Genomic DNA, 18,561 nt, shown 5'->3' with positions numbered 1-18,561 from the left:
TGGCGCGTGCCGCGCCCTCGCTTCGCGGCTGGCGGCCTTGACAGGCCGTCGGCGGCCCGGCCTGGGCTCGCCGTGCAGGTAAGGGTGATGGAAGCATCGCGCTTCAGTTCTCTCGGTCACGCTCTGACGGTGTCTGATGACGCGCGCGGACCGCGACGGACCAAAGGTGTCACTGCATGTGCGACGACAGAAACACCGACTCCATTCAGACGGATCAGTAGACCGCGTGTCCACAAGCCGTCATTTGCACTGTTGGACTGCTCGGCCTCGAGATCGGCCAACTCGAGATAACACCAATCGTGTAATCGCGGCCCTTTGGTTCCGGCTCCCGCCGACAGACGCTTCCAGTCAGATGAGCGCCGCGTCCGGGCTATGTCTGCAGCCGTACCAGCGACCGGCGGTCGCTTGCCCCAGGATCGAAACACATGAGCACTGCTGATCCCGAGCACGTAGCCTTTGCCTGCCCGACGTAGTTGCTGTTCGATGTCGCCAACACCGTAGACCGTATCACCGGCAACCCACTTAAATGGTACAGACGCGGCTATCGCGCGGGCGATCATTCTCGCGGCAAGCTTTGGTTTGGTGGCAAAGCCGGCATCAGGGGGCACGTATGCAGCTTCCAGGCGATCCGGATCATCGGTCCATTCCTTCGGAAGATACAGCGCGCGATCGATGAACCCATGACCGTGGCGCGAAACGTAGGAAGCGAAGACTCCGATCTGGCAGAGTTCGTGATCTTGCCCGCCGAACCAGTGTATTGCCGCACCACCCCGCATGACGCCTTGCCCTGCTTGAGAAAGCCGGTCTCGTCGATCACCAGCACCGCATCGTCATCCGCCAAATGCTCGATGACATAGTCACGCACGATGTCGCGCAGGGCATCGGCGTCCCAACCCCCGCGACCCAGGATCGCCTGCTGGCGCCATGGGCCGGGATCGCCAGCCGCTTCCGCGCGCATCCAACCGGTCTTGCGTTGTTCATCTCCAAGCAAGCCTTCCAGGAACAGGCCGGCATTCGTCGCAACACGCTCTTGCGTGAACAACGGACGAATCCGCTTCTTGATCTCCCGAAGCGACGCCGCCCACAACGCAAGCGTTTCCTCTATCGACGCTGCCCGCGTCCACGATCTCCGAATCATGGTTGCCCATGGATTCAGAAGCGTTCCGAAAAGACAATTGTAATGCTTCGGCCGTCGGATGCCAATTCCGTCGCCGCAGCCTATTCCCGCCGAGTGACAGCGATCAGCGCCCTCATTTTAGGACCGCTTGTCGTCGTCGCCGAACGACTCCTCCAGCCGGATCAGTGTGGTCGTCAGTTCCGTCAGCTTGCCGGGATCCTCGGTGGCCGACCCAGCTACCGAGGCAATCATTGTGTTGAAGCCGTCACATTGCTCGCCTTCTGTAGCCGCCAGCAGGTCGCGGAGATCACAACTTTCGCCGGATGGCGCGGAGGGCTCCTGTTCGAGCGAGAGACGTTTGGCGGCCGTTTTCGCGCTCGTGGCGTGGTTCACGCGCCCTCTTGCAATCGGCAAGGGCGCTGGAAGGGGAACAGCCTCGGGCCCCGCGTTCTTCCCGGCCGGCGCCTTCTTCGCCGGCGTCTTTCTGGGCGGACTTTTCCGGGGCCGCGCAGGCGCCGGAGCGGCAGGCACGGCCTCGGTCGCCTCTTCAGTCGCCGTCGCCAGGTCGAACGCACCGCCGAGCGGCTCGTCCTTCCATTCCCGCAACACCGGCAATGCCGGGGGCGCGCCTTTCGCAAGTTCGTAGAAGCGGCGATAGGGCTTGTCCGTGTAATGTCGGATCTTGGTAAGCTCGAACGACCGCGAATTCTTCACCATCAGGATCGACTTTTTCGCCGACATTTCGCGCAGCTCCACCGGGCTGCGCAAAGGCCGCGCGGTGAAATGCGGCGCCCAGGCGGTGGGCGCGAAGATCCCCTGCCCCGGCCGGGTCACTGGCGTCTTGTAGACAACCGTCGTCTCGCCGAGCATTTCGGAGACGAATTCCGAGGTCTCGAGATCATTGATCTGGACGAAGAGTTTGATTTGTGAGCCGGAGACGGTCGTAATCCGCGTGCTCCTGCCATAGAGCTCGTCGAGCTGGGAAATGTCCTGCATGACGATGCACATGCGGAAGCCGTAGCCGGCCGAGATCGTGATCTTGGAGATCAGCGAATCCAAGCGCCCGACGTGGTAGAATTCGTCGAGCATGAGCAGCACCTGATGCGGCTCGTCGGCGTCTGGCAGCCTCACCATCATCAGATCGTGGATCTGCTGGAACAAGATGCGGATCAGCGGCCGGAAGATGGCAAGTTCCGCGATCGTGCAGCCGATAAAGATCGTCATCGGCCGGCGGCGCAACTCGCCAATGTCGAAGTCGGAGGTCTCGGTCGCGGCCGAGATCAGCCCGTTGTTCCACAAGCCCATCGCCATATTGACGTTGAACACCGCGGAATTGCGCGTCTCGGGCTCGAGCGCGATGTACTGGTTGAAATTGTCGACGACCCAGGCCGGCAGGTGCGGGCGCTCGGTCTTGACGATCGCCCGCAGCACCGAAGAAATGTCCTTGCCCGTCGTCGTCATGCGCGCGACCGAGCGCATGTGCTGCGCGCCGGCCAGCAAGGGCGAGGAAAGCACGTAACCGATCAGCGCCGAGAGCAGAAGGCGGCCGGCGCCGGCCCAGGTGTCGTCGGCCTTTTCAGGCATGATGAAGGAAGCGACGACGAGGCAATCGGTTGCCATGCGCTCGTCGCGGCGCACGAAGTCGAGCGGGTTGTAGCGGTGGGTGTCGTTCGAGCCCGGCGAAAACATGAAGACCTGATTGCCCATGGCCTTGCGATGGTTGGCGAGCGCCGCAAAATTTTCGCGCTTGGGGTCGAAGAACACGGCCGAGCCCTGCCAGAGATAGCCATTCGGCAGCACGAAGCCGGTGCCTTTGCCGGAGCGCGAGGGGCCGACGACGAGAATATGCGCCGGCTCGTCCGAACGGATGGTCGCGCCGCCGAGGAGGCCGAGCACGATGCCCTGTTTGGCCATGAGGCCTTGCCGCGCCGCCTCGATCAGCGTGCCAAAGCGGGCCTCGCCGTAGGGCATTTGCTTTCGATTGACGAAGGCGAAAAGCCAGCCGGCGAGGCCGAGCACAATGACGCCGCCGGCGGCGAATCCCGCGCGTATCAGCGCCTCCCCCTGCGTGGGCGGATAAGCGAGGCGCGCCTGAAAATGGCGCCAGGCGATGAACAAGGTTGCGACGCTATGGTCGGCGTTCTGTGCTCGTAGCAACACCCAGCGCGCCGCGCCCTCGCCGGGAAAGCGAGACGGTGCCCAGCGCAGGCCGACGACGATTTCGTAGGCGAGGCTCCACAGCAGGAAGAAAGCGACGACACAGAGGATCGCGACGCCGATCCTATTGGCCGCGACCCGGGCCATGGCCGCCTCCCCTGCCCTCGGCCCGCCATTCGGCGAGCTTTGAGAAATAAACCGCCGACGTCCCGCGCCAGCCGCCGATTTTGGTCTGCTGGATGACGATCGGCAGCACGGACTTGATGTAGTCGACGATCTCGTCGCGCCTGAGCCCGAGCCCCGCCTGCATGACCATCAAAGCGAGCTGCTCGAAGGCGCCGAGGGGACTGTCGGCGTGAACGGTGGTGATGCTGCCGGGATGGCCGGTATTAATCGCACGGAGGTAGGAATAGGCCTCGGCGCCGCGGATTTCGCCGAGAAAGATGCGGTCGGGGCGCAGGCGCATCGAGGCTTGCAGCAGCGATTCCACAGTGACGCGCGCCTCGCCCTGGTCGCCTTTCGAGGCGACGAGCGGCAGATAGTTCTGCTGTACCGGCTTGACCTCGCGCGTGTCTTCGATGGTGATGATGCGCTCGTCGCTCGGCACTTCCTTCAGGATCGCGTTCAGAAAAGTGGTCTTGCCCGACGAAGTGCCACCCGAGAGTAGGATCGAATAGCGATTGACGACGGCGAGGCGAATGAAGTCCTCGATGCGGCCGGCGTCGAGATTTTCGCAAAGCCGCCGGTCGATTTCCGAGAGCGCGCCTTCCGTCACCGCCGTGACATGATCGAAGGAGCCGAGTTTTCGGTAATCGTCGAGGCCCATCTCCTTGATCACCTGCTTGCGGATGGCGAAGGCGCCGCCGGTCGTCGCCGGCGGCAGCACGCCCTGAAAGCGCTCGCCGCTTGGCAGCGCCGCCGAGAGCAGCGGATGCTCCTCGTTGACGCTTTGGCCGGAATGGCCGGCGATTCGCTCGGTCACATGCCGGATCGCCGCTTCCGTCAATTCCGGAACCGCATAGCGCTCCATCGCCGATCGCCCGAACCGCTCGATCCAGACCTCGCCGGGGCCATTGGCGCAAATCTCGACGACCTGATTGTCCTCGAGCCAGGGCCGCAGCGGCTCGAGCGCCCTATCGAGAAAGACGGTCGGGTTTGCTGCTTGAGCGTTCACGTTTGATCTCTCGGAGAGCCTCCTTCACCGGATCGGGATAAAAGGAAGAAAAATCGAGGTCCCGCCGCACGAACACGACGATGTGCGTGCCTTGGTCGAGATAGATGGTCGGCGGAATGTTGATCGAGTTCTTGAGCGCGTCCTGGGCCATATAGGTCAGGGTCTGCGAGACGTTCTGGGCGGCGATCTCGCGCGCCTTCAGGTTCAGGCCGTTCTGGACCCCGGTTTGCGTCGTCGTGACGAGCCCGGTCGCCGGATCGGTCGTGGTGATCGTCGTCCCACCATTGGCGAAAGTCTGTCCGTAGCCGCTCAGGAATTGCGAGACGCCGCCAACGATCGACAGCATGATCGCCGAGCCGAAGCGCTCGAGGTAATGATCATCGACAAAGCCAGCGTTGCCGGTGCGGCCGAGATCGTCGGCGCCGTTCGAGCCGAGCTGCACCGACACGCCGTCGGAGCGCAGCATCCTCGTCCAGACGACAAAGACGCGGGTTTGCCCTTGAGCGATGCCCGACTTGTATTCGCCGACGAGACGGCTGCCGGCCGGAATGAGAATGCGGCGTCCGTCGAACGACCAGACGTTCTCGGTCACGACCGCACGTAGCATGCCCGGCAGATCGCTTTGCACCGCAGTCTCCAGCACGCCGCGAATTATCGTCCCCTGCGCGACGAGGGCGTCAATCCGGCGGTTTTGGATTGCGCGCGCGACCTCGACGCCGGCGCCGCCGACCGAAGCGAGGAAGCGACGGTTCGGATCGTCGTCAGGGCCCGCGCCGCGTCCGGCGTCTGCGGCCAGCGCCCCGTCGCTGTTAGGGACGGCGTTGTCAGAAATCACCTGGGAGCTGCGCAAACGCTCCCATTTGCGGCGTTCTTCCTCGAGCCGCAAGCGCTCGAGCTCGGCGAGGCGGCGCGCCTCGTCGTCGTTCGGCGCGACAAGCGCCAAAGGCGGCTCGGGTGGCGGCGGCGCTGGCAGCGCCATCGGGGGCGCGGCGGGCGGCGGCGGGAGAGCGGGATCCGCTGGGACGGCCGGTGCCTGCGGAAGCTGAATCGTCGGCGGGCCGGCCTCAAGCCTCGCCGCCTGCAGAGAGGGCGCCGGAAACTGGGTGGTGGTGAACTCTTCCTTATCCGGCGCGGTCATGGTCGCGCGCGGGCGCTGAAGCGAGCCGTGGATCATCCAGCCGGCGACCGCGAGCGCACCGAGCGGCACGCCGAATTTCATCAGATTGCCGAAGGCGGTTGAGCCGCGGGCGACGGCGGTGGCGGCCGCCGCCTCGAGTTCGAGCGCGCGATAGTCTTGCGGGGTCGGCATGGCGCGTCAGCCTCCCGTTCTCACGGCGCCCACGCGCTGTGGCGCATAGGGCTCGAGCCCATTCGGCTCATGCAGGTTGGTCAGCCGCCTGTTGAAAACGCAGGTCGATTCCGGCCCGTTGCGCAAGGTCCATTGCGGGCTTACCTTGTCGACGACGACATAGGGGCCCTCGGTGCGGAAATTGATCAGGCTCTCATTGCGCTCGGCGTCGACGATATAGATCGCCGGCGTCTCGCCCTCGAAACGGAACCAGGTTTTCGTTCCGTCATCGAACACCGCAACCGGCCTGTTGGCGGATGAGCCCTTGTAGCCATAGTCGCTGTTGGCGTTGGCGATATTGAGCGCCTTCAGACTCGGATAGGCCGCGCGCTCTTTGGCCGCGGCAAGAAGACGCGCGTCGGCGTCGTCGTCCGGAAAGCGGAAGCGCACTTCGTAAAGCTGGCTCGTCGGCGGTTGGGTGTTCGAACGCAGGATGAAGCTATAGACTCGTCGGTCGGTGACGACGTTGAGATTCGACTGGGCGTTCTTGTCGACCGGCTTGACGAAAATGATGTTGCCCTTGTGATTAGGCTCGACCTTCCAGGCGAGCGAATCTCCGAGCGCCAAAGTCTCGATCTTCTCGTCGGGCTGCAGCTCGATCATCGTCGACGTGCCGTAGGTCGCGTCGATCGCGGTGACATTGTCGCGGTTGTAGACGACATTGCGGATGCGCGGATCGGTGCGTCCGGGCGCCGGGATCGCCTCGGCGCGGGCGGCGGGGATCGTGACGGCGAGCGCCAGGGCGGCGACGGAAGCGATGCGACCGCCGCGCGAAACGAACAAGGTCATTATTTCTGTGCTCCGATCGCGCCCGGCGAGGGGGCGGTTTCCTGATCTCGGCGATATTCGAGCACCTGGAAGCCGAGCGGGTTATCGAAACGGTACTCGTTGCGCATCGGCGCCGAGGTGTAGCGGAACCGCACCAGCGCGACCCAGTTCCGAGCAATGGCGTTGGTCGGCGTCTTCTCGTCGGTCGAGAAGCGCACCAGCGCCGTCCGGCTGTTGGGGAAGGTCACCGATTTAATCGCTACGGCGACCTCGGTGTTGGTTCCATAGATTTTGACTGGGTTCTGCGGATTGGCCGGCGAATAGATCTCGGTGAGATCGCGCGCCGCCTCTTTGGCCGCGAGCAGCTGCGCCAGGTCGAAATTATCTTTGAGCGCCTTCGGATCATAGGTCTCGCGCGCCTTGACATAGCGCACGACATTGAAGGTCGTGACCGCCTCGTCCTGGGTCAGCGGGCCTTCGGCCATCGGCCGCTTGACCTCGACGAAGCCCGTCGTCTTGTCGACGACGACCATGTAAGGCTCATAGGTCTTGAGCGGTACGAGCAGCGCCAGAATTGCGAGCAGTCCGAGCGCGACGAACGTCATGACCGCAGCGACCGTCCAGGCGAGCGCGCGCGCGTTGCGGTTGCGGCGCGCGATGTCGTGCTCCCAGGTCGCGCCCTCGACGTAATAACGCGGGTCTATCGTTTCCGGGGCCAATTTCACATTGTAGTTCATGCCTTAGCCCCCGTTCTGCGCCGGGGGAACGCCCGGATGCTTGATCTGCTCGGCGAGACGCCGGAATTCCGGCGTCTGCGCCCAGGACGCCGCCCGCGATCCGACCCGCGCCCGCTGCCGCGCGGCCAATTCCTCGCGGTGGGAGACCGAGGCGGGGTTCAGCGGATTGCGGAAGGCGAGGCGGGCGCGGTTCGCGGTCATGCCGAGCCGGTAGCCGCTGACGGTCGCGAGAAACGCTCCGATGCGCGGGCTGTGGATCGGCACGCCGCCGGCGATCGAGGCGGCGACATGGTTGATCTGGGCGAGCAGCAGGACTCCGATGATCGCGAGCAGGACGACCGGCCCGATCGTCGCCCAGGTCGCGGATTTGCTGCTCGCGACGCCGTTCAAGGCGTCGATCGACTGCTGGATCAGCGAGACATAGAAGGCGAGGAAGGCGTAGACCAGCACCTGGACGAAGAAATACTGCACGAGCGCGCCGAGCCAGCTGGCGAAAAACCGGCTCGTCACCCCGAAGAGCAACAGCAGGATGAATACCGGCGCGAGCGCCAGCAGCAGCCACATGAACAGTTTTGAGAGAACGATCAGGAACAAAGCGAAGCCGATCAGCAGCGCCATGACGAGATAGAAGACCGCGGCGAAAATATAGGGGCCCCAATTGGTGATGCCGGCGTTCTGCAGGAAGGCCTCGGTTGCGCTGTTTGTGGTGTCCCAGATGTTCTGCAGCGCGCTCTGCACGCCGTTGACGGAATTGAGATTCGCCGAGGTCCCAGTGCCGTTGGCCGAAGTCACGGCGTTTAGCAGCGCGTTGCCGATCGCCGAGGGGCCCTGGTTCATGAAATTGTAGACAAGTGCCTGGAAGTCGCTCCATTTCGTCGCCATGGCGTAAATGAGAAAAGCGCGCAGCAGCCGGAAGGCGTGGTCGGCGGGCCCGCCGGTCGCCGTGCCGTGCCAGACGCCGACGCCCCAGAAGATCACGTAGAGCGTGAGCAGCAGGCCGGCAACGCCGGTCCCGCCGCCGGAGGTCGCGGCGTTGGCGAGCGCCTGATAGGCCGTCGAGACATAGTTCTGACCGATCTGGTCGACGGACGAGAGGAGCGAAGTGATGTTAAACGTCGCCATTTACTCCGCTCCGATCGGCCGCATCGGGCCGCAGGAATCGATCGCTTGTAGCGGCTCCGGAAGGGGAAGCGCAGGCGGCGGATAGGCATAGGCTAACGGCGCCCCGCCTTCGTCAGGCGAACACGGCGCCTTAAGCGGCCGGTAGGCGCAGCCTGACAAGGCCAGGGCGGCGAGAAGGGTTGCGGCGAGCGCCGGGCGGGTCCTCATTTCGCCACCTCCGGCCGTTGGGTGAAGGTCATCGCCCGTGTTGCGGCTTTGGCGGCATCCTCTTTGGCCGGGGCCGTCGAAGAGCCCATCTGCTGCCACCACGAATGCGGATTTTCGGCAAGCGCAAGCGCGCCGAACAGCGCGCTGAGGGCTGCGGCTGCGGCAATGATAGTTCGTCGCAAAAGTTTTATTTCAATCTTCATGGCGCGGTCGTCGTTTTCGGCTGAATGGCTCATTGGGTGAATTTCATCGCGCGGGCGGCGGCCGATTCCGCCGCGATGCGGTCGAGATTGGCCTGGTTGGCGGCGGCGGCGGCATTGTTCACGACGCCGTTCAATTCGTTGATGGTCTGGCCGGTCTGGATCTGGACCTGCGTGTTCTGGTCGATGCTGCCCTTGAGGTCCGGCGCTTGGCCGATCTGCTGGCCGCCTTGAGTGAAGGCGGCGGAGCGGCTCTGCACCGCCCCTTGGGTCGAATTGATCAGCCCCGAAAGGGTCGCCGCCACATTGACCGAATTCTTGTACGCCGCGTCGACCGGGTGGGTCTGCCCGCCCTGGCTCAGGCCGGTGATGGTCTGGACGAGCTGCAACCCGTTGATCAGCGTCGAGACGATGTTCTGCGAATTTGCGCCCATGCCGGCAAACGACAGGGTTCCGCCGGAGATCACCGAGCCGAGCGAAGGCGCCTGCGCCATGGAAAAACCTCCGCCGAGCGCCATCTGGGCGAGGCTACCCTGAGCGACCGACGCCCGGTCGCCGGTGACCGCCTGCAGCGTCTTCTGAGTGTATTGGAGGATCTGCTGATCGGCGGTCAGAATCTGCTGGGTGCTGGTCGCGATCTCCTGCGCCTTGGTGAGATTGGGGCTGTCGATCACCGGGACTTGCGCCTTTGCCTCGAACGCGAAGGCGCTGCAGGCGAGCGCCAGCATCGCGGCGAATGGTCGAATGATCGGCATGAGGACCTCTTAGCGTGCGCCGGATTGGGCGGTGGCCGCCGCCCTCGCCGCGTCCTGGACGCCGGCGAGAAAGAGCAGGATGTCGCCATTGCCGCCGAAGATGCGGACGGCGACGCAGGCGGGATCGGCGGGCGTCCTGGATCCGATCATTCCGACCGGGCAGAGCGGCGCGCTGCCGGTCGAGACCTGTGGTGGCGTCGCGCGCATGGCGATCGCGGCGCGGCTTTGATCGCTCACGAGCGCCAGTTCGCACGCGTTGAGCGCCGTGACCCAAAAATTCGCCGAACCGATCGCGCCGTTCCAGGCGAGATTGTTCTGAAGCTGTGTCGCGCTGTTCATGTCGTAGGCGCCCATGACGGTCGGGGCCGACCCCACTTGCGCTCCCACCGCCTGAAACGCCGCTTGCGCTGCTTGAAGCGTCGAACGGCTGGCATTGATGCCGGCGACGACGTCGCTTGTCGATTTGAACAAGGTCTGACTATTGAGCCTAGCGTCCTGCGCGCCGGCTTCCGGCGCGGCCGGCATGTCGGGCACATAAGGTTGGATCGCCTTGGCGCCCGCGCCCGCCTGCGGCTGCACGGTCGGATCGGCGACATTGGCTTTCTTGCCGGTGGTGACCGCGCAATGGACGCCGCGCTCGGCGTCCTGCCGCTGATTGCTGAGCGGCACGAGTTTGACCTTCACGCTCGCCGTTTCGGAATGCTGCGTCAGTTGCGCCGCGTCGATCGTCGGAATGTCGGCGCGCGCCGGCGACAGGGCGCTGCAGAGCGTGACGAAAAGGGTGGGACCAAGCAGGGCTCTCATGGCTCGCCGCCCCCCATGAAAATCGGCAGCCAGACGTTCGGGTCGTCGCCGACGCAGCTACGCAATTGTTCGAGCTCCGCGACCGTCTCGGTGCGGCCAGACAGAACCTTGATAAGGTCGGGCATGCCGGAAAGATTGAGCCTGGCGACCACGCTGTCGCGGCCATGCTTGATCAGAAATGATCGGCTTTCCGGGGCTGTGCTCCTTATCCAGGCGACCTCCCGCTCCGACAGCCGGAACGCCTTGCGGTAGCTCTCGTCGTCGGCTTTGGGATTGGGAAAGAACACATTGGTCGCGGTTTGCTCGATCAACGTGTTGGCCGAGCTCGAGCGCACGATGTCGGCGGCCGATTGCGTGCCGAAGCCGATGATCCCGTTCTGTTTGCGGATGGTCTTGAGCTTGTCCTTGATGAACAGGGCGAAGACCGGGTCGTCGAGAAGCAGCCAGCCCTCGTCGAGGAAGATCATCACCGGCTCGCCTGTGAGGAGTTCTTCCGTGCGATGGAAAATATACATCAGCGCCGCGGTCCTGATCGTCGGATCGTCGAGGACGCGGGTCATGTCAAAGCCGAAAACGTTTTTCAGCGAGAACTGGTCCTGCTCGTTGTTGAACAGCCAGCCGCGCTGATCGTGGCGCATCCAGCTCTCGAGCCGGGCGAGAAGATCGCCTTCGCCTGCGCGGATGCGCCCGCGCAGCAGGGTCGAGAACGCTTGAAGCGTGCGCCCCTCGGGGCCGCCGCCGAGCGCCGCGCCGATCGCGTTGCGGATTACCTGTTCTTCGCTCGCCGTGAGCTCGCCGCCGTTTGCCGGCCGCAGCATGAAGCCGAAGAGGTGGAACAAGAATTCGCGATTCGGCGCCGTGTCCGGCAGCGACAAGGGGTTGAAGCCGGTCGGCTCGCCCGGCGTCAGAACTTCGTATTGCCCGCCGATGGCGCGAATGAAGATTTCGGCGCCGCGGTCCTTGTCGACGAACAGAAGTTTTGGCCGCGGCGTCACCCGTTGCGATTGGGCCGAGATGAAGGATAGGAACACGGTCTTGCCGGAGCCAGATGGGCCGACCACGGTGAAATTACCGAGATCGCGGATGTGATGGTTGTAGTAATAGGCGGTCTGCGACGTCGTTTCGAAGATCGAGATCGCCGGCCCCCAATGATTGCCGTCCGGCCTCCCGCTCGGATAATTGTGCAGCGAGACGAAGCCGGCGAAATTCTTCGACGAGATCACCGATTTTCGCGCGATGTAGGCGAAATTGCCGGGCAGTTGCGCCCAGAAGGCCGGTTCGCAGTTCAAATCCTCGCGCGTCCAGATCACCGAGCGGTCGGTCAGCGCCGCGCCGACGGCGGTGACGGCCGCGCCGACCTCGGTCATGGTCTGGCCAAGGCACAGCACCGTCATATGATGCTCGCCATAGATGGCTTCGGAGGCGAGGAGTTCGTCGCGGGCCTCGTCCAGATGTTCGGCGACGATCGAGCCAGCCTCGTCCGACATGTCGACCTGGCGCGCGACGCGGTCGATCTGTTTCGCCGCCTCCGGCCGGTCGATGATCGCAAAACTCTGCGTCGCGATGAATTCGTGCGGGACACGCAGCAAATTGTCGAAGGAGCCGGGCCCAGTCTGGGCCGGATATTCGCGGATCGAAATGATCGCGCCGAACCGCGAGTCAGATTCGCCCGCGCCGCGGATTTCGATCGCGTTCTTGCCGAAGAAGAGGCGCTTCATCGATAGGGCGTCGCAAAGCGCCATGCGCGGCAGGTGCATCGGCCGCGGCAGGCCCCCGTTGACGAGCTGGACCAGGAATTCCAAAGGCTCGGAGAACCAGACGCCGTCGCGGCGCACGACGCCGAGCTGGCGCGCGCCATAGGCGGCGAGATTTTCCCGAACGGCGGTGACGGCGTCCCTGAGCTCGTTGAGCGCGGTCTGTTTGGCGACCGAATCGCCGGCCGCGTCCTGGCGGCCGAGGAGCGCGGTCAGCAGGGTGTCGAAGGTTCCCGCCTGGCCCTGCAAGGGGCGGCGGACTATGGTGAGGTAAATATCGTTGACGAACATCCGCCGTTTCGACAGCGCCGCGTCGTAGCGCTCGTCTATCTTTCGACAGAGCGCATTGTCGAAGGTCGAGTCGATGCGCGGCTGCACCTCGCGCCGGATGATGTGGCTGACGAGGGCGAAGCGGGAATTGGCGAGCGTGCGGACGATGTCATTGCGGGCGAGCAGCCGCGAATTGACCTCGCTCATATCAGCGGTCTCGAAGGAATACCCTTCGAGCTTGAGGAAGGTCATGACCAGGCCGTCGCCGGTCTTGACGATATGGTCGTCGACATGGCGCGTATAGGGGATATGCGACGCGACCGGGCGCTCGCCTCGCGCGAGAGCGCCAAAACTCAGCTCGTTGAAGAGAGACTTCGCGACCATCGGCCCGCTTCAGGCGCAATAGCTGTCGGCGGCCCAGAGCGCGCGCGAACGGGGAGGACATTGGGTCGAGCGGACGAACAGGATTTCGAAAATCCGGTCGTCCTTCAGCGTCATCACATAGCCGAAAAGATGGAGCGGAACCGCGACCAGCAGCATCAGGAGGTTGTGGGAGACGAGAAAGCAGACGGAGGAGACCACCCCGTTGAACATGAAATAGAGATAAGGCACGCCCATCAGCGTCGGGGCGCGGGTCAAAGCCTTGACGAGCGGGGTGATCAGCGGCTCCTCGAGATCGGACGCATTCATTGCCCGACCGCCGACTGGAAGAACTGTACGATCTGGGCGGAGCCGAAGACAAGAACAATGCCGAAAATGACGCTGCCGGCGATGCCCCAGGTGAGCCGCCCCGACCAGGCGAAGAAGCCGCAGGCGATGACGGCGAGCGTCGCCAGGGCCGTTGAGATCGGTCCGGTCAGCGCCGAGACGAGCTGGGTCAACGTCGACTGCACCGGCTGCAGCGTACCGTTCGTTTGCGCCGCGGCGTCTCCGATCATCGACAGCAGCGCGAGTCCGGCGGCAAGAGGCGCGCGTTTCGGCAAGGCGAGCATTTCAATCTCCTGTTGTTTGGATTGGTTTACTGGACGTGCAGGACGAAAGCGCCGCCCCAGTTTTCGCGCGCGGGCTTGTCGCCCGCCGCCATTTGCGCGGGCGCAGAGTCGCCGTTGGGTTCGATAATGACAGGCGCGACGAGACTCTTCGTCGCGAGCCTCGCCCTCGGCGCAGAATCCGGCCAGCTGTAGAAATCGTTAAGGACGTCGGCGACGAAGCGAACGGTCTCGGGGAATGGCGGCACACCACGGCTCTTCAGGACGGCGTCTTCGCCGGCGTTGTAAGCGGCGAGGATGAACAGCGGATTCCGGTAGCGTTCGTGCAGAAAGCGCAAATAACGGACGCCGCCGCGCACGTTTGGTTCGGGGTTGCAGCGATCAACATTGAAACGGGCGGCGGTCTCGGCGGTCAATTGCATCAAGCCGAAGGCGTTCTTGTCGGACAGCGCTTTGGAATCGTAGCGGCTCTCGATCTTGGCGACCGACAGCACGAATTCCGGATAGAAATGTTCTTCCGTCGCAACGCGCTGGACGAGGGCCCGGGCCGCTTCTACCGTCAGCGCGTCCGCTGCGCCGCACGCACCGGCGTCGGGATGTTTGATTCGCTCCGTCGCGGGAGCAGCGCTTGGCATGGTGCGACCAGCGGCGTCGACCGCCGCGAATTTCGGGCGCGCGTCCACGGGTGCGAGAGTCTGAGCACCGGCCGCCGCCCAGCCCGTCAGCAATGTTCCCGCGATAACAACCGCGCCCAACCTCATGTAGTCCCCTAATCTCGGTGTGTACAATAGACAATATATTGAATGTTAGTTAACATGCAACCCGCTTCGAACGAAATGTCCACAGAGGTTCGACCAAAATGCTAATGAAGCCTGTTGCACGCGGCCTGGTCGCGCTGGTTCTGGCGAGCGCGCCGTTCGGCGCAGCCTGGCCGATATGCGCCGAGGGAAGCGCGAGCGGTTTGGGCTACGAGCCATACTCCCCCTGCCCCGCTGGAATGATTCCGGTGGAAGTGAAAGGCGGCGATTCGGCCGGCTTCGTCGCTTCCGCGAATGGCGGCCTTTGCCTCGACGCCTCCGCGCAACGCGATTGTCCAGGCTCCGGTCTCAGCGCGTCGTGTTCGGCGGGCGCTTCGACGATACCGCGGCCATTGTGGTCGGAGCCGAATTACGTCGACCTGTCGACCGCGAACGGCGCGCAGCGGTTCTATTTTTCGTTGCGGGGCTATTCACGATGAGCAAGGCCCTCGCATTAGCGACCGCGTTTCTGGCGGTTTCGTCGCCTGTCTGTGCCGATCAGGCGTCGCCATGGTTTCCGGTCCCGGCGAGCGCCGTCTATCTCACTGGCGATTCCTGGATTGATAACGGCGTCACCTACCGCCTCTATGGCGTCCAGTCCTGCATCCGGGGCACGAGTTTCATCAACGCCCGTGGCGTGAAGCGCGACTGCGGCGAGGCGTCGCTCGCCATGCTGATCGCGTTGACGCGCGATCTTCGCCCGCAATGCTACGAGGCGGCGAAAACGCCCCAGGCGCGCACGGTCTTCGTGTTCTGCATGGCGCAGCGACCGAACGGCACCGGGATAAGCGCGCGCGTCGATCTCGGCACGGCGCTGATCGCGATGGGCTACGCGTTCGCCGCGCTCACCCCCGACTGCAGGCCGGTCCACCCGCCATATCTCGTTGCGCAACAGGTCGCCGAAAAGAGCCGCGCCGGCCTTTGGGCTTTTTCGGACCTGCCCGAGCCGAACGCCATCATCTTTGGCGCACTGCGCGCCGGAGTAAGCGCCGCGGCCGCGACTGGCGAGTGCCCTCGATGAGACGCCAATTCTGATTGTAACCATGGAGACCATAACGTGAGAACGACCAACCTCTTCATCCTGCGCGGCCGCGTCGGCCAGGCGCCAAAAGCCTTCGGCAAGACCGCGAAACTCAGCGTCGCCACCGATCGAGCCTGGACCGATGGAAAAGGCGAGCGGCGCGAAGAAACCGACTGGGTGACTGTCACCCTGCTCAACGAAAAAGTCGCGGAATGGGTGCTCGCTCATATCGGAAAAGGCGACGCGGTCTACGCCGAGTGCCGGATCGCTGAGGGCTCCTACAAGCGCGACGGCGAAACCGTCTACACGACGGACATTGTCGCCAATGTGTTTCATAAACTCGATCTAGGGGCGAAGAATGACGCGAGCCTGTAAGGCGCTGGGCGCCGGCGTAGTTGTCGTGGCCTCGATCGCGCCGCTTGCCGCATTGGCTCAAGGAGCCGATGTCACCTCGAAAGTCGGCCATTATTCGCCGCGCGGCGCGCCGCAGTCTGCGCCAATGCGTGTCGAAGTTCTCGACCGCGCGCGGTTTCGCGACATTGAGACGGGAACGATCTATCGCCTCTACGGGGTTGAGACCTGCGCGTCCGGCCAGATCGCTCGCCTCGGTCGGCAGCCCTGGCCTTGCGGCGCAATCGCCGTTGCCTGGCTCGTTTCGGCGACGCTCAACAAATGGGTTGCCTGCAATACGTTGCATGAAGAAAATGGCGAGCGCCTCGCGCGCTGCGCCTCGGCGGATCACGCCGATCTCGGCGCCGACATGATCCGGGAGGGCGTCGCCGTCACGCCGCCGCCAACTGACGGGAATCCCACCATCCGCGCCTATGTCGCCGCCGAACTTGAGGCGCGCAAGGCCTATCACGGCCTCTGGGCCTCAAGCTTTGAGATGCCGTGGGAGTACCGCGCCAGGGTCGCCGCCCGTACTTCCAATGTGTCTTGCGCGGAGGCGACGCCATGAGCCGTCCCGTCTTTAGCCTCGTGCTTGCTTCTACGCTCGCCTTGAGCGGTTGCGTGGCCACGGCGGCTCCGCCGCCGTCCCCCGATCCGGTTTCCGCTCCGGCGAAAGACGCGCTCTACCGCCCGCGGCGCGTCGAGCCTGGACGGCTCGAATATGCGCCGAATCGCGACACCTTCGCGCCGATACTCACCGAACGCGTCGCCTATCCGACGCAGGCCCAGGCCAATGACGCCTATCGGCGGCTCCTAGCCGACCGTCGCCCCGAAGACGCGCCATCATCAGTTCGGCTTTTCGGCTGCAAACCGGGCGCGCTCGATCCCCAGACGGCGCGGGTCGCCCGTTTACCTGGCCCCGTCGTCCATTGCGCGACCGACTTTCTTGACGAGACCGGCCGGCAGAGCGGGCGTCGAACGGTGAATTTCTACTACTCGCGATCGCTCTGGCGCATGCAGCCTGTCGATCCGCCGCTGTCCTTGGTTCCCTGGCGTGACCGCGAGGCCTCGCCCAATGGTCCGTGGCGCTGGGTTCCGGGGCGAAATCGCTATGAGTGAAGCGCCCGGCGCCTCCGCCAAGCGGCACGGCGGCGCGCTTTGCGCGGCCGTCTTTCTCCTCGCGCAAGGATCGCCGACGGGCGCGCAAACGCCGACTCCCAATCCTGGCGCCTGGCGGCCGCTCTCATACGCCGATCTGCAACGTACTACGCCAGCAACGGCCACCTACGCCGACGTCTGGCGCGACGCGATCGAGGCGCATTTCGTGATCTGGAGCCCGAAAAAATCCGTCGTCCTCAGCGTTCTCGATACGGCGCTCGCGTGTACGTAGAAGGAAGTCCGTGCCGCTGCCCGCGCGACGGTAAAATCGTGCCCGCTCCGCTTCGCGATCTACGAAGGCGTGCAGGTCCGCACGCTCGACGGCGGTCGCGCCTGCTTTCTCGACCTCGCCGCGCCGGCGGCGGGCGAACCCATCGATCCGAACCGGGCGGTCGCCTATGCTGCGTACGACGTCGGATCGAGACCAGTCAGGACTGGGCTGGTCATTGACCATCAAGCGATTGACGGTTGCTCGCAAGACATTCCGCTCGTTCGACCATGAAGCACTCGCCAAATCCCGCGCATCCCGACGCTGCCCAGGACGTCGAGGCGGGTTCAGTGAAATTCCGACGGATCTGGCAGAATATAATCCGAGAACGCCGCGAGATGGCGGTGGGACGCGTCGCTGAGATCGCCGCCGCGGTAATGCGCGTGGACCAGCGCCCAGAAGATCACCTCGTCGGAGCGCCCGGCAAACAGCGCCTTTTGCAAAAGGCGGCTCATCAATACCACGGCCCGCATCGGTTCGTAGCGCGAGTGCAACTCGCCCGCCAGTCGCTTCGTATCGGCCTTCCTAATCATTGGGATGCTCCTTTCCTTTTGTCTCAACCCCAGTCAAGTGGCCGACGAGAGTGCGGACGGGAGATTCAGGACCGGGTCAGCCGATCCGCGCACTTCGTGGATGGCGGCGAGCGTCTCGTGGTTGAAGGACATTCGGAGCGCGACGATCGGCCGAGTCTCGCGAAAACCCAGCGCGACGCAGAACCGTGTCCATTCGGCGACGCGCGAGCCGCGCGGCGGTATGGTATGGCAGAGGTCGCTGCTGAGGAGATGCGGGCGCGTCGTCGGAAGCAGGCGCTGGTAGTAGCCGATAATCTGGTCGTCGCGCAGCAGGATGAGGTGGACAGCATCTTCATCATCATCGAACTGATCGCGCTCGCGCATGTCTGCTCGGCGAAAGTCCTCCCGGCCCTTCTCTTCGACAAATACGTCGTGGCGCGAGCGAAAGGCGCGATCCGGCAGATCGCGGTGCTGATCGAAATTCTCCTTGTCGACGACAATGAGCATGTCGGTCTCCTGCGGTTGCGAAATGGTGCGGAGGAATTCGGGGAAATCGCGCGGCTTGCCTATGGAAACAAATGACCATTGCCGCGCTGGTCAGTGTTCTGCGTGTGAATCGGCGCAGGGCTCAAGAAGAACCGTGTCGGCGTGACGCGTTGGACGACCGACACCGAAGTAGTGGATCTTGTGCGCTTGCTCGCGCGTCGAATGCCTGACAACTCGATCGCCGCCTTGCTTAATCGCTCCGGAAAAACAACCCCACACGGGGCATCCTGGACGAGAACCAGCGTATGTTCGTTGCACAGAGCCTGCGAGATCGCTCGTTATCGTGAGGGGGAACGCCAGGAGCGAGGTGAACTCTCGTTAATCCAAGCAGCGGAGATGCTCGACGTCAGTCCATCAACCATACGTCGCATGATCACTGAGGGACGATTGCCTGCGCAGCACTTATGCAAGGGCTCGACATGGATCATCAAACAATCTGACCTCACGCGACCAGACGTACGCCAGGA

General features: G+C 63.9%; 21 protein-coding genes and 1 pseudogene. 6 read left to right on the top strand and 16 right to left on the bottom strand.

The features are described from left to right. Positions 1-209 precede the first annotated feature (209 nt). From NLM33_RS48470 to NLM33_RS48405, 14 genes and pseudogenes are all read right to left on the bottom strand, one after another. Positions 210-1,138 (bottom strand): annotated as a pseudogene (locus NLM33_RS48470) (IS701 family transposase); the annotation flags it as partial. Positions 1,139-1,255: 117 nt separating this feature from the next. Continuing rightward, complete coding sequence (locus NLM33_RS48465; RefSeq protein ID WP_254106596.1) at positions 1,256-3,421, bottom strand: type IV secretory system conjugative DNA transfer family protein; 2,166 nt, start codon at positions 3,419-3,421, stop codon at positions 1,256-1,258. After that, on the bottom strand, positions 3,399-4,448 hold the full coding sequence (virB11, locus tag NLM33_RS48460) for a P-type DNA transfer ATPase VirB11 (RefSeq protein ID WP_254106595.1): 1,050 nt from the start codon (positions 4,446-4,448) through the stop codon (positions 3,399-3,401). Before virB11 ends, NLM33_RS48465 begins: the two co-directional genes overlap by 23 nt. After that, positions 4,408-5,757, bottom strand: a complete 1,350-nt coding sequence (gene virB10 / locus NLM33_RS48455; protein WP_254106594.1) for a type IV secretion system protein VirB10 — start codon at positions 5,755-5,757, stop codon at positions 4,408-4,410. Before virB10 ends, virB11 begins: the two co-directional genes overlap by 41 nt. Positions 5,758-5,763: 6 nt before the next feature. Further along, on the bottom strand, positions 5,764-6,585 hold the full coding sequence (gene virB9, locus NLM33_RS48450; protein WP_254106593.1) for a P-type conjugative transfer protein VirB9: 822 nt from the start codon (positions 6,583-6,585) through the stop codon (positions 5,764-5,766). Continuing rightward, positions 6,585-7,301 carry a virB8 family protein gene (locus NLM33_RS48445; RefSeq protein WP_254106592.1) on the bottom strand — a complete coding sequence of 239 codons (717 nt, stop codon included), beginning with the start codon at positions 7,299-7,301 and terminating at the stop codon, positions 6,585-6,587. The genes virB9 and NLM33_RS48445 overlap by 1 nt, the downstream gene beginning before the upstream one ends. Before the next feature lie 3 nt (positions 7,302-7,304). Beyond that, positions 7,305-8,423 (bottom strand): type IV secretion system protein, encoded by a 1,119-nt coding sequence (locus NLM33_RS48440; RefSeq protein WP_254106591.1) that lies wholly within the window; start codon positions 8,421-8,423, stop codon positions 7,305-7,307. Between the two features lie 203 nt (positions 8,424-8,626). Beyond that, complete coding sequence (locus NLM33_RS48435; RefSeq protein WP_254106590.1) at positions 8,627-8,866, bottom strand: hypothetical protein; 240 nt, start codon at positions 8,864-8,866, stop codon at positions 8,627-8,629. Beyond that, positions 8,863-9,558, bottom strand: a complete 696-nt coding sequence (locus NLM33_RS48430) for a type IV secretion system protein (protein ID WP_371930208.1) — start codon at positions 9,556-9,558, stop codon at positions 8,863-8,865. The genes NLM33_RS48435 and NLM33_RS48430 overlap by 4 nt, the downstream gene beginning before the upstream one ends. A gap of 36 nt (positions 9,559-9,594) precedes the next feature. Further along, positions 9,595-10,389, bottom strand: a complete 795-nt coding sequence (locus tag NLM33_RS48425; protein ID WP_254106588.1) for a hypothetical protein — start codon at positions 10,387-10,389, stop codon at positions 9,595-9,597. Beyond that, positions 10,386-12,797, bottom strand: coding sequence for a VirB4 family type IV secretion system protein (locus tag NLM33_RS48420; RefSeq protein ID WP_254106587.1), 2,412 nt, complete (start codon positions 12,795-12,797; stop codon positions 10,386-10,388). Before NLM33_RS48420 ends, NLM33_RS48425 begins: the two co-directional genes overlap by 4 nt. A 9-nt stretch (positions 12,798-12,806) precedes the next feature. Continuing rightward, positions 12,807-13,103: a type IV secretion system protein VirB3 gene (locus tag NLM33_RS48415; protein ID WP_254106586.1), complete on the bottom strand. Its 297-nt coding sequence runs from the start codon at positions 13,101-13,103 to the stop codon at positions 12,807-12,809. Next, positions 13,100-13,405, bottom strand: a complete 306-nt coding sequence (locus NLM33_RS48410; RefSeq protein ID WP_256570637.1) for a TrbC/VirB2 family protein — start codon at positions 13,403-13,405, stop codon at positions 13,100-13,102. The genes NLM33_RS48415 and NLM33_RS48410 overlap by 4 nt, the downstream gene beginning before the upstream one ends. A gap of 26 nt (positions 13,406-13,431) precedes the next feature. Beyond that, positions 13,432-14,163, bottom strand: a complete 732-nt coding sequence (locus tag NLM33_RS48405) for a lytic transglycosylase domain-containing protein (protein ID WP_254106585.1) — start codon at positions 14,161-14,163, stop codon at positions 13,432-13,434. Between the two features lie 472 nt (positions 14,164-14,635). Between NLM33_RS48405 and NLM33_RS48400 the strand changes: the two genes are divergently transcribed. From NLM33_RS48400 to NLM33_RS48380, 5 genes are read left to right on the top strand one after another with little or no spacing between them, the layout of a single operon-like run. Continuing rightward, entirely contained in the window at positions 14,636-15,220 is a 585-nt protein-coding gene (locus NLM33_RS48400) for a thermonuclease family protein (RefSeq protein ID WP_254106584.1), read from the top strand. Positions 15,221-15,256: 36 nt separating this feature from the next. Then, on the top strand, positions 15,257-15,595 hold the full coding sequence (locus NLM33_RS48395) for a single-stranded DNA-binding protein (protein ID WP_254106583.1): 339 nt from the start codon (positions 15,257-15,259) through the stop codon (positions 15,593-15,595). Further along, complete coding sequence (locus NLM33_RS48390; protein ID WP_254106582.1) at positions 15,579-16,178, top strand: thermonuclease family protein; 600 nt, start codon at positions 15,579-15,581, stop codon at positions 16,176-16,178. Before NLM33_RS48395 ends, NLM33_RS48390 begins: the two co-directional genes overlap by 17 nt. Next, positions 16,175-16,729, top strand: coding sequence for a hypothetical protein (locus NLM33_RS48385; RefSeq protein ID WP_254106581.1), 555 nt, complete (start codon positions 16,175-16,177; stop codon positions 16,727-16,729). The genes NLM33_RS48390 and NLM33_RS48385 overlap by 4 nt, the downstream gene beginning before the upstream one ends. After that, on the top strand, positions 16,722-17,000 hold the full coding sequence (locus NLM33_RS48380; RefSeq protein ID WP_254106580.1) for a hypothetical protein: 279 nt from the start codon (positions 16,722-16,724) through the stop codon (positions 16,998-17,000). The genes NLM33_RS48385 and NLM33_RS48380 overlap by 8 nt, the downstream gene beginning before the upstream one ends. A 323-nt stretch (positions 17,001-17,323) precedes the next feature. Here NLM33_RS48380 and NLM33_RS48375 read toward each other — a convergent pair whose 3' ends face one another. Together NLM33_RS48375 and NLM33_RS48370 are read right to left on the bottom strand one after the other, a co-directional pair. Continuing rightward, positions 17,324-17,569 carry a hypothetical protein gene (locus NLM33_RS48375; RefSeq protein ID WP_254106579.1) on the bottom strand — a complete coding sequence of 82 codons (246 nt, stop codon included), beginning with the start codon at positions 17,567-17,569 and terminating at the stop codon, positions 17,324-17,326. Between the two features lie 33 nt (positions 17,570-17,602). Then, positions 17,603-18,055 carry an acyl-homoserine-lactone synthase gene (locus NLM33_RS48370; protein WP_254106578.1) on the bottom strand — a complete coding sequence of 151 codons (453 nt, stop codon included), beginning with the start codon at positions 18,053-18,055 and terminating at the stop codon, positions 17,603-17,605. Positions 18,056-18,256: 201 nt separating this feature from the next. Here NLM33_RS48370 and NLM33_RS49465 point away from each other — a divergent pair. After that, on the top strand, positions 18,257-18,561 hold a 305-nt coding region (locus NLM33_RS49465; RefSeq protein ID WP_256570639.1), incomplete at its 3' end, for a helix-turn-helix domain-containing protein.

Source organism: Bradyrhizobium sp. CCGUVB1N3, from assembly GCF_024199925.1.
In the GTDB taxonomy this organism is placed as follows: Bacteria; Pseudomonadota; Alphaproteobacteria; order Rhizobiales; family Xanthobacteraceae; genus Bradyrhizobium.
Note: the sequence above shows the minus strand (reverse complement) of the source record. Positions and strands in the feature narration are given on the sequence as shown.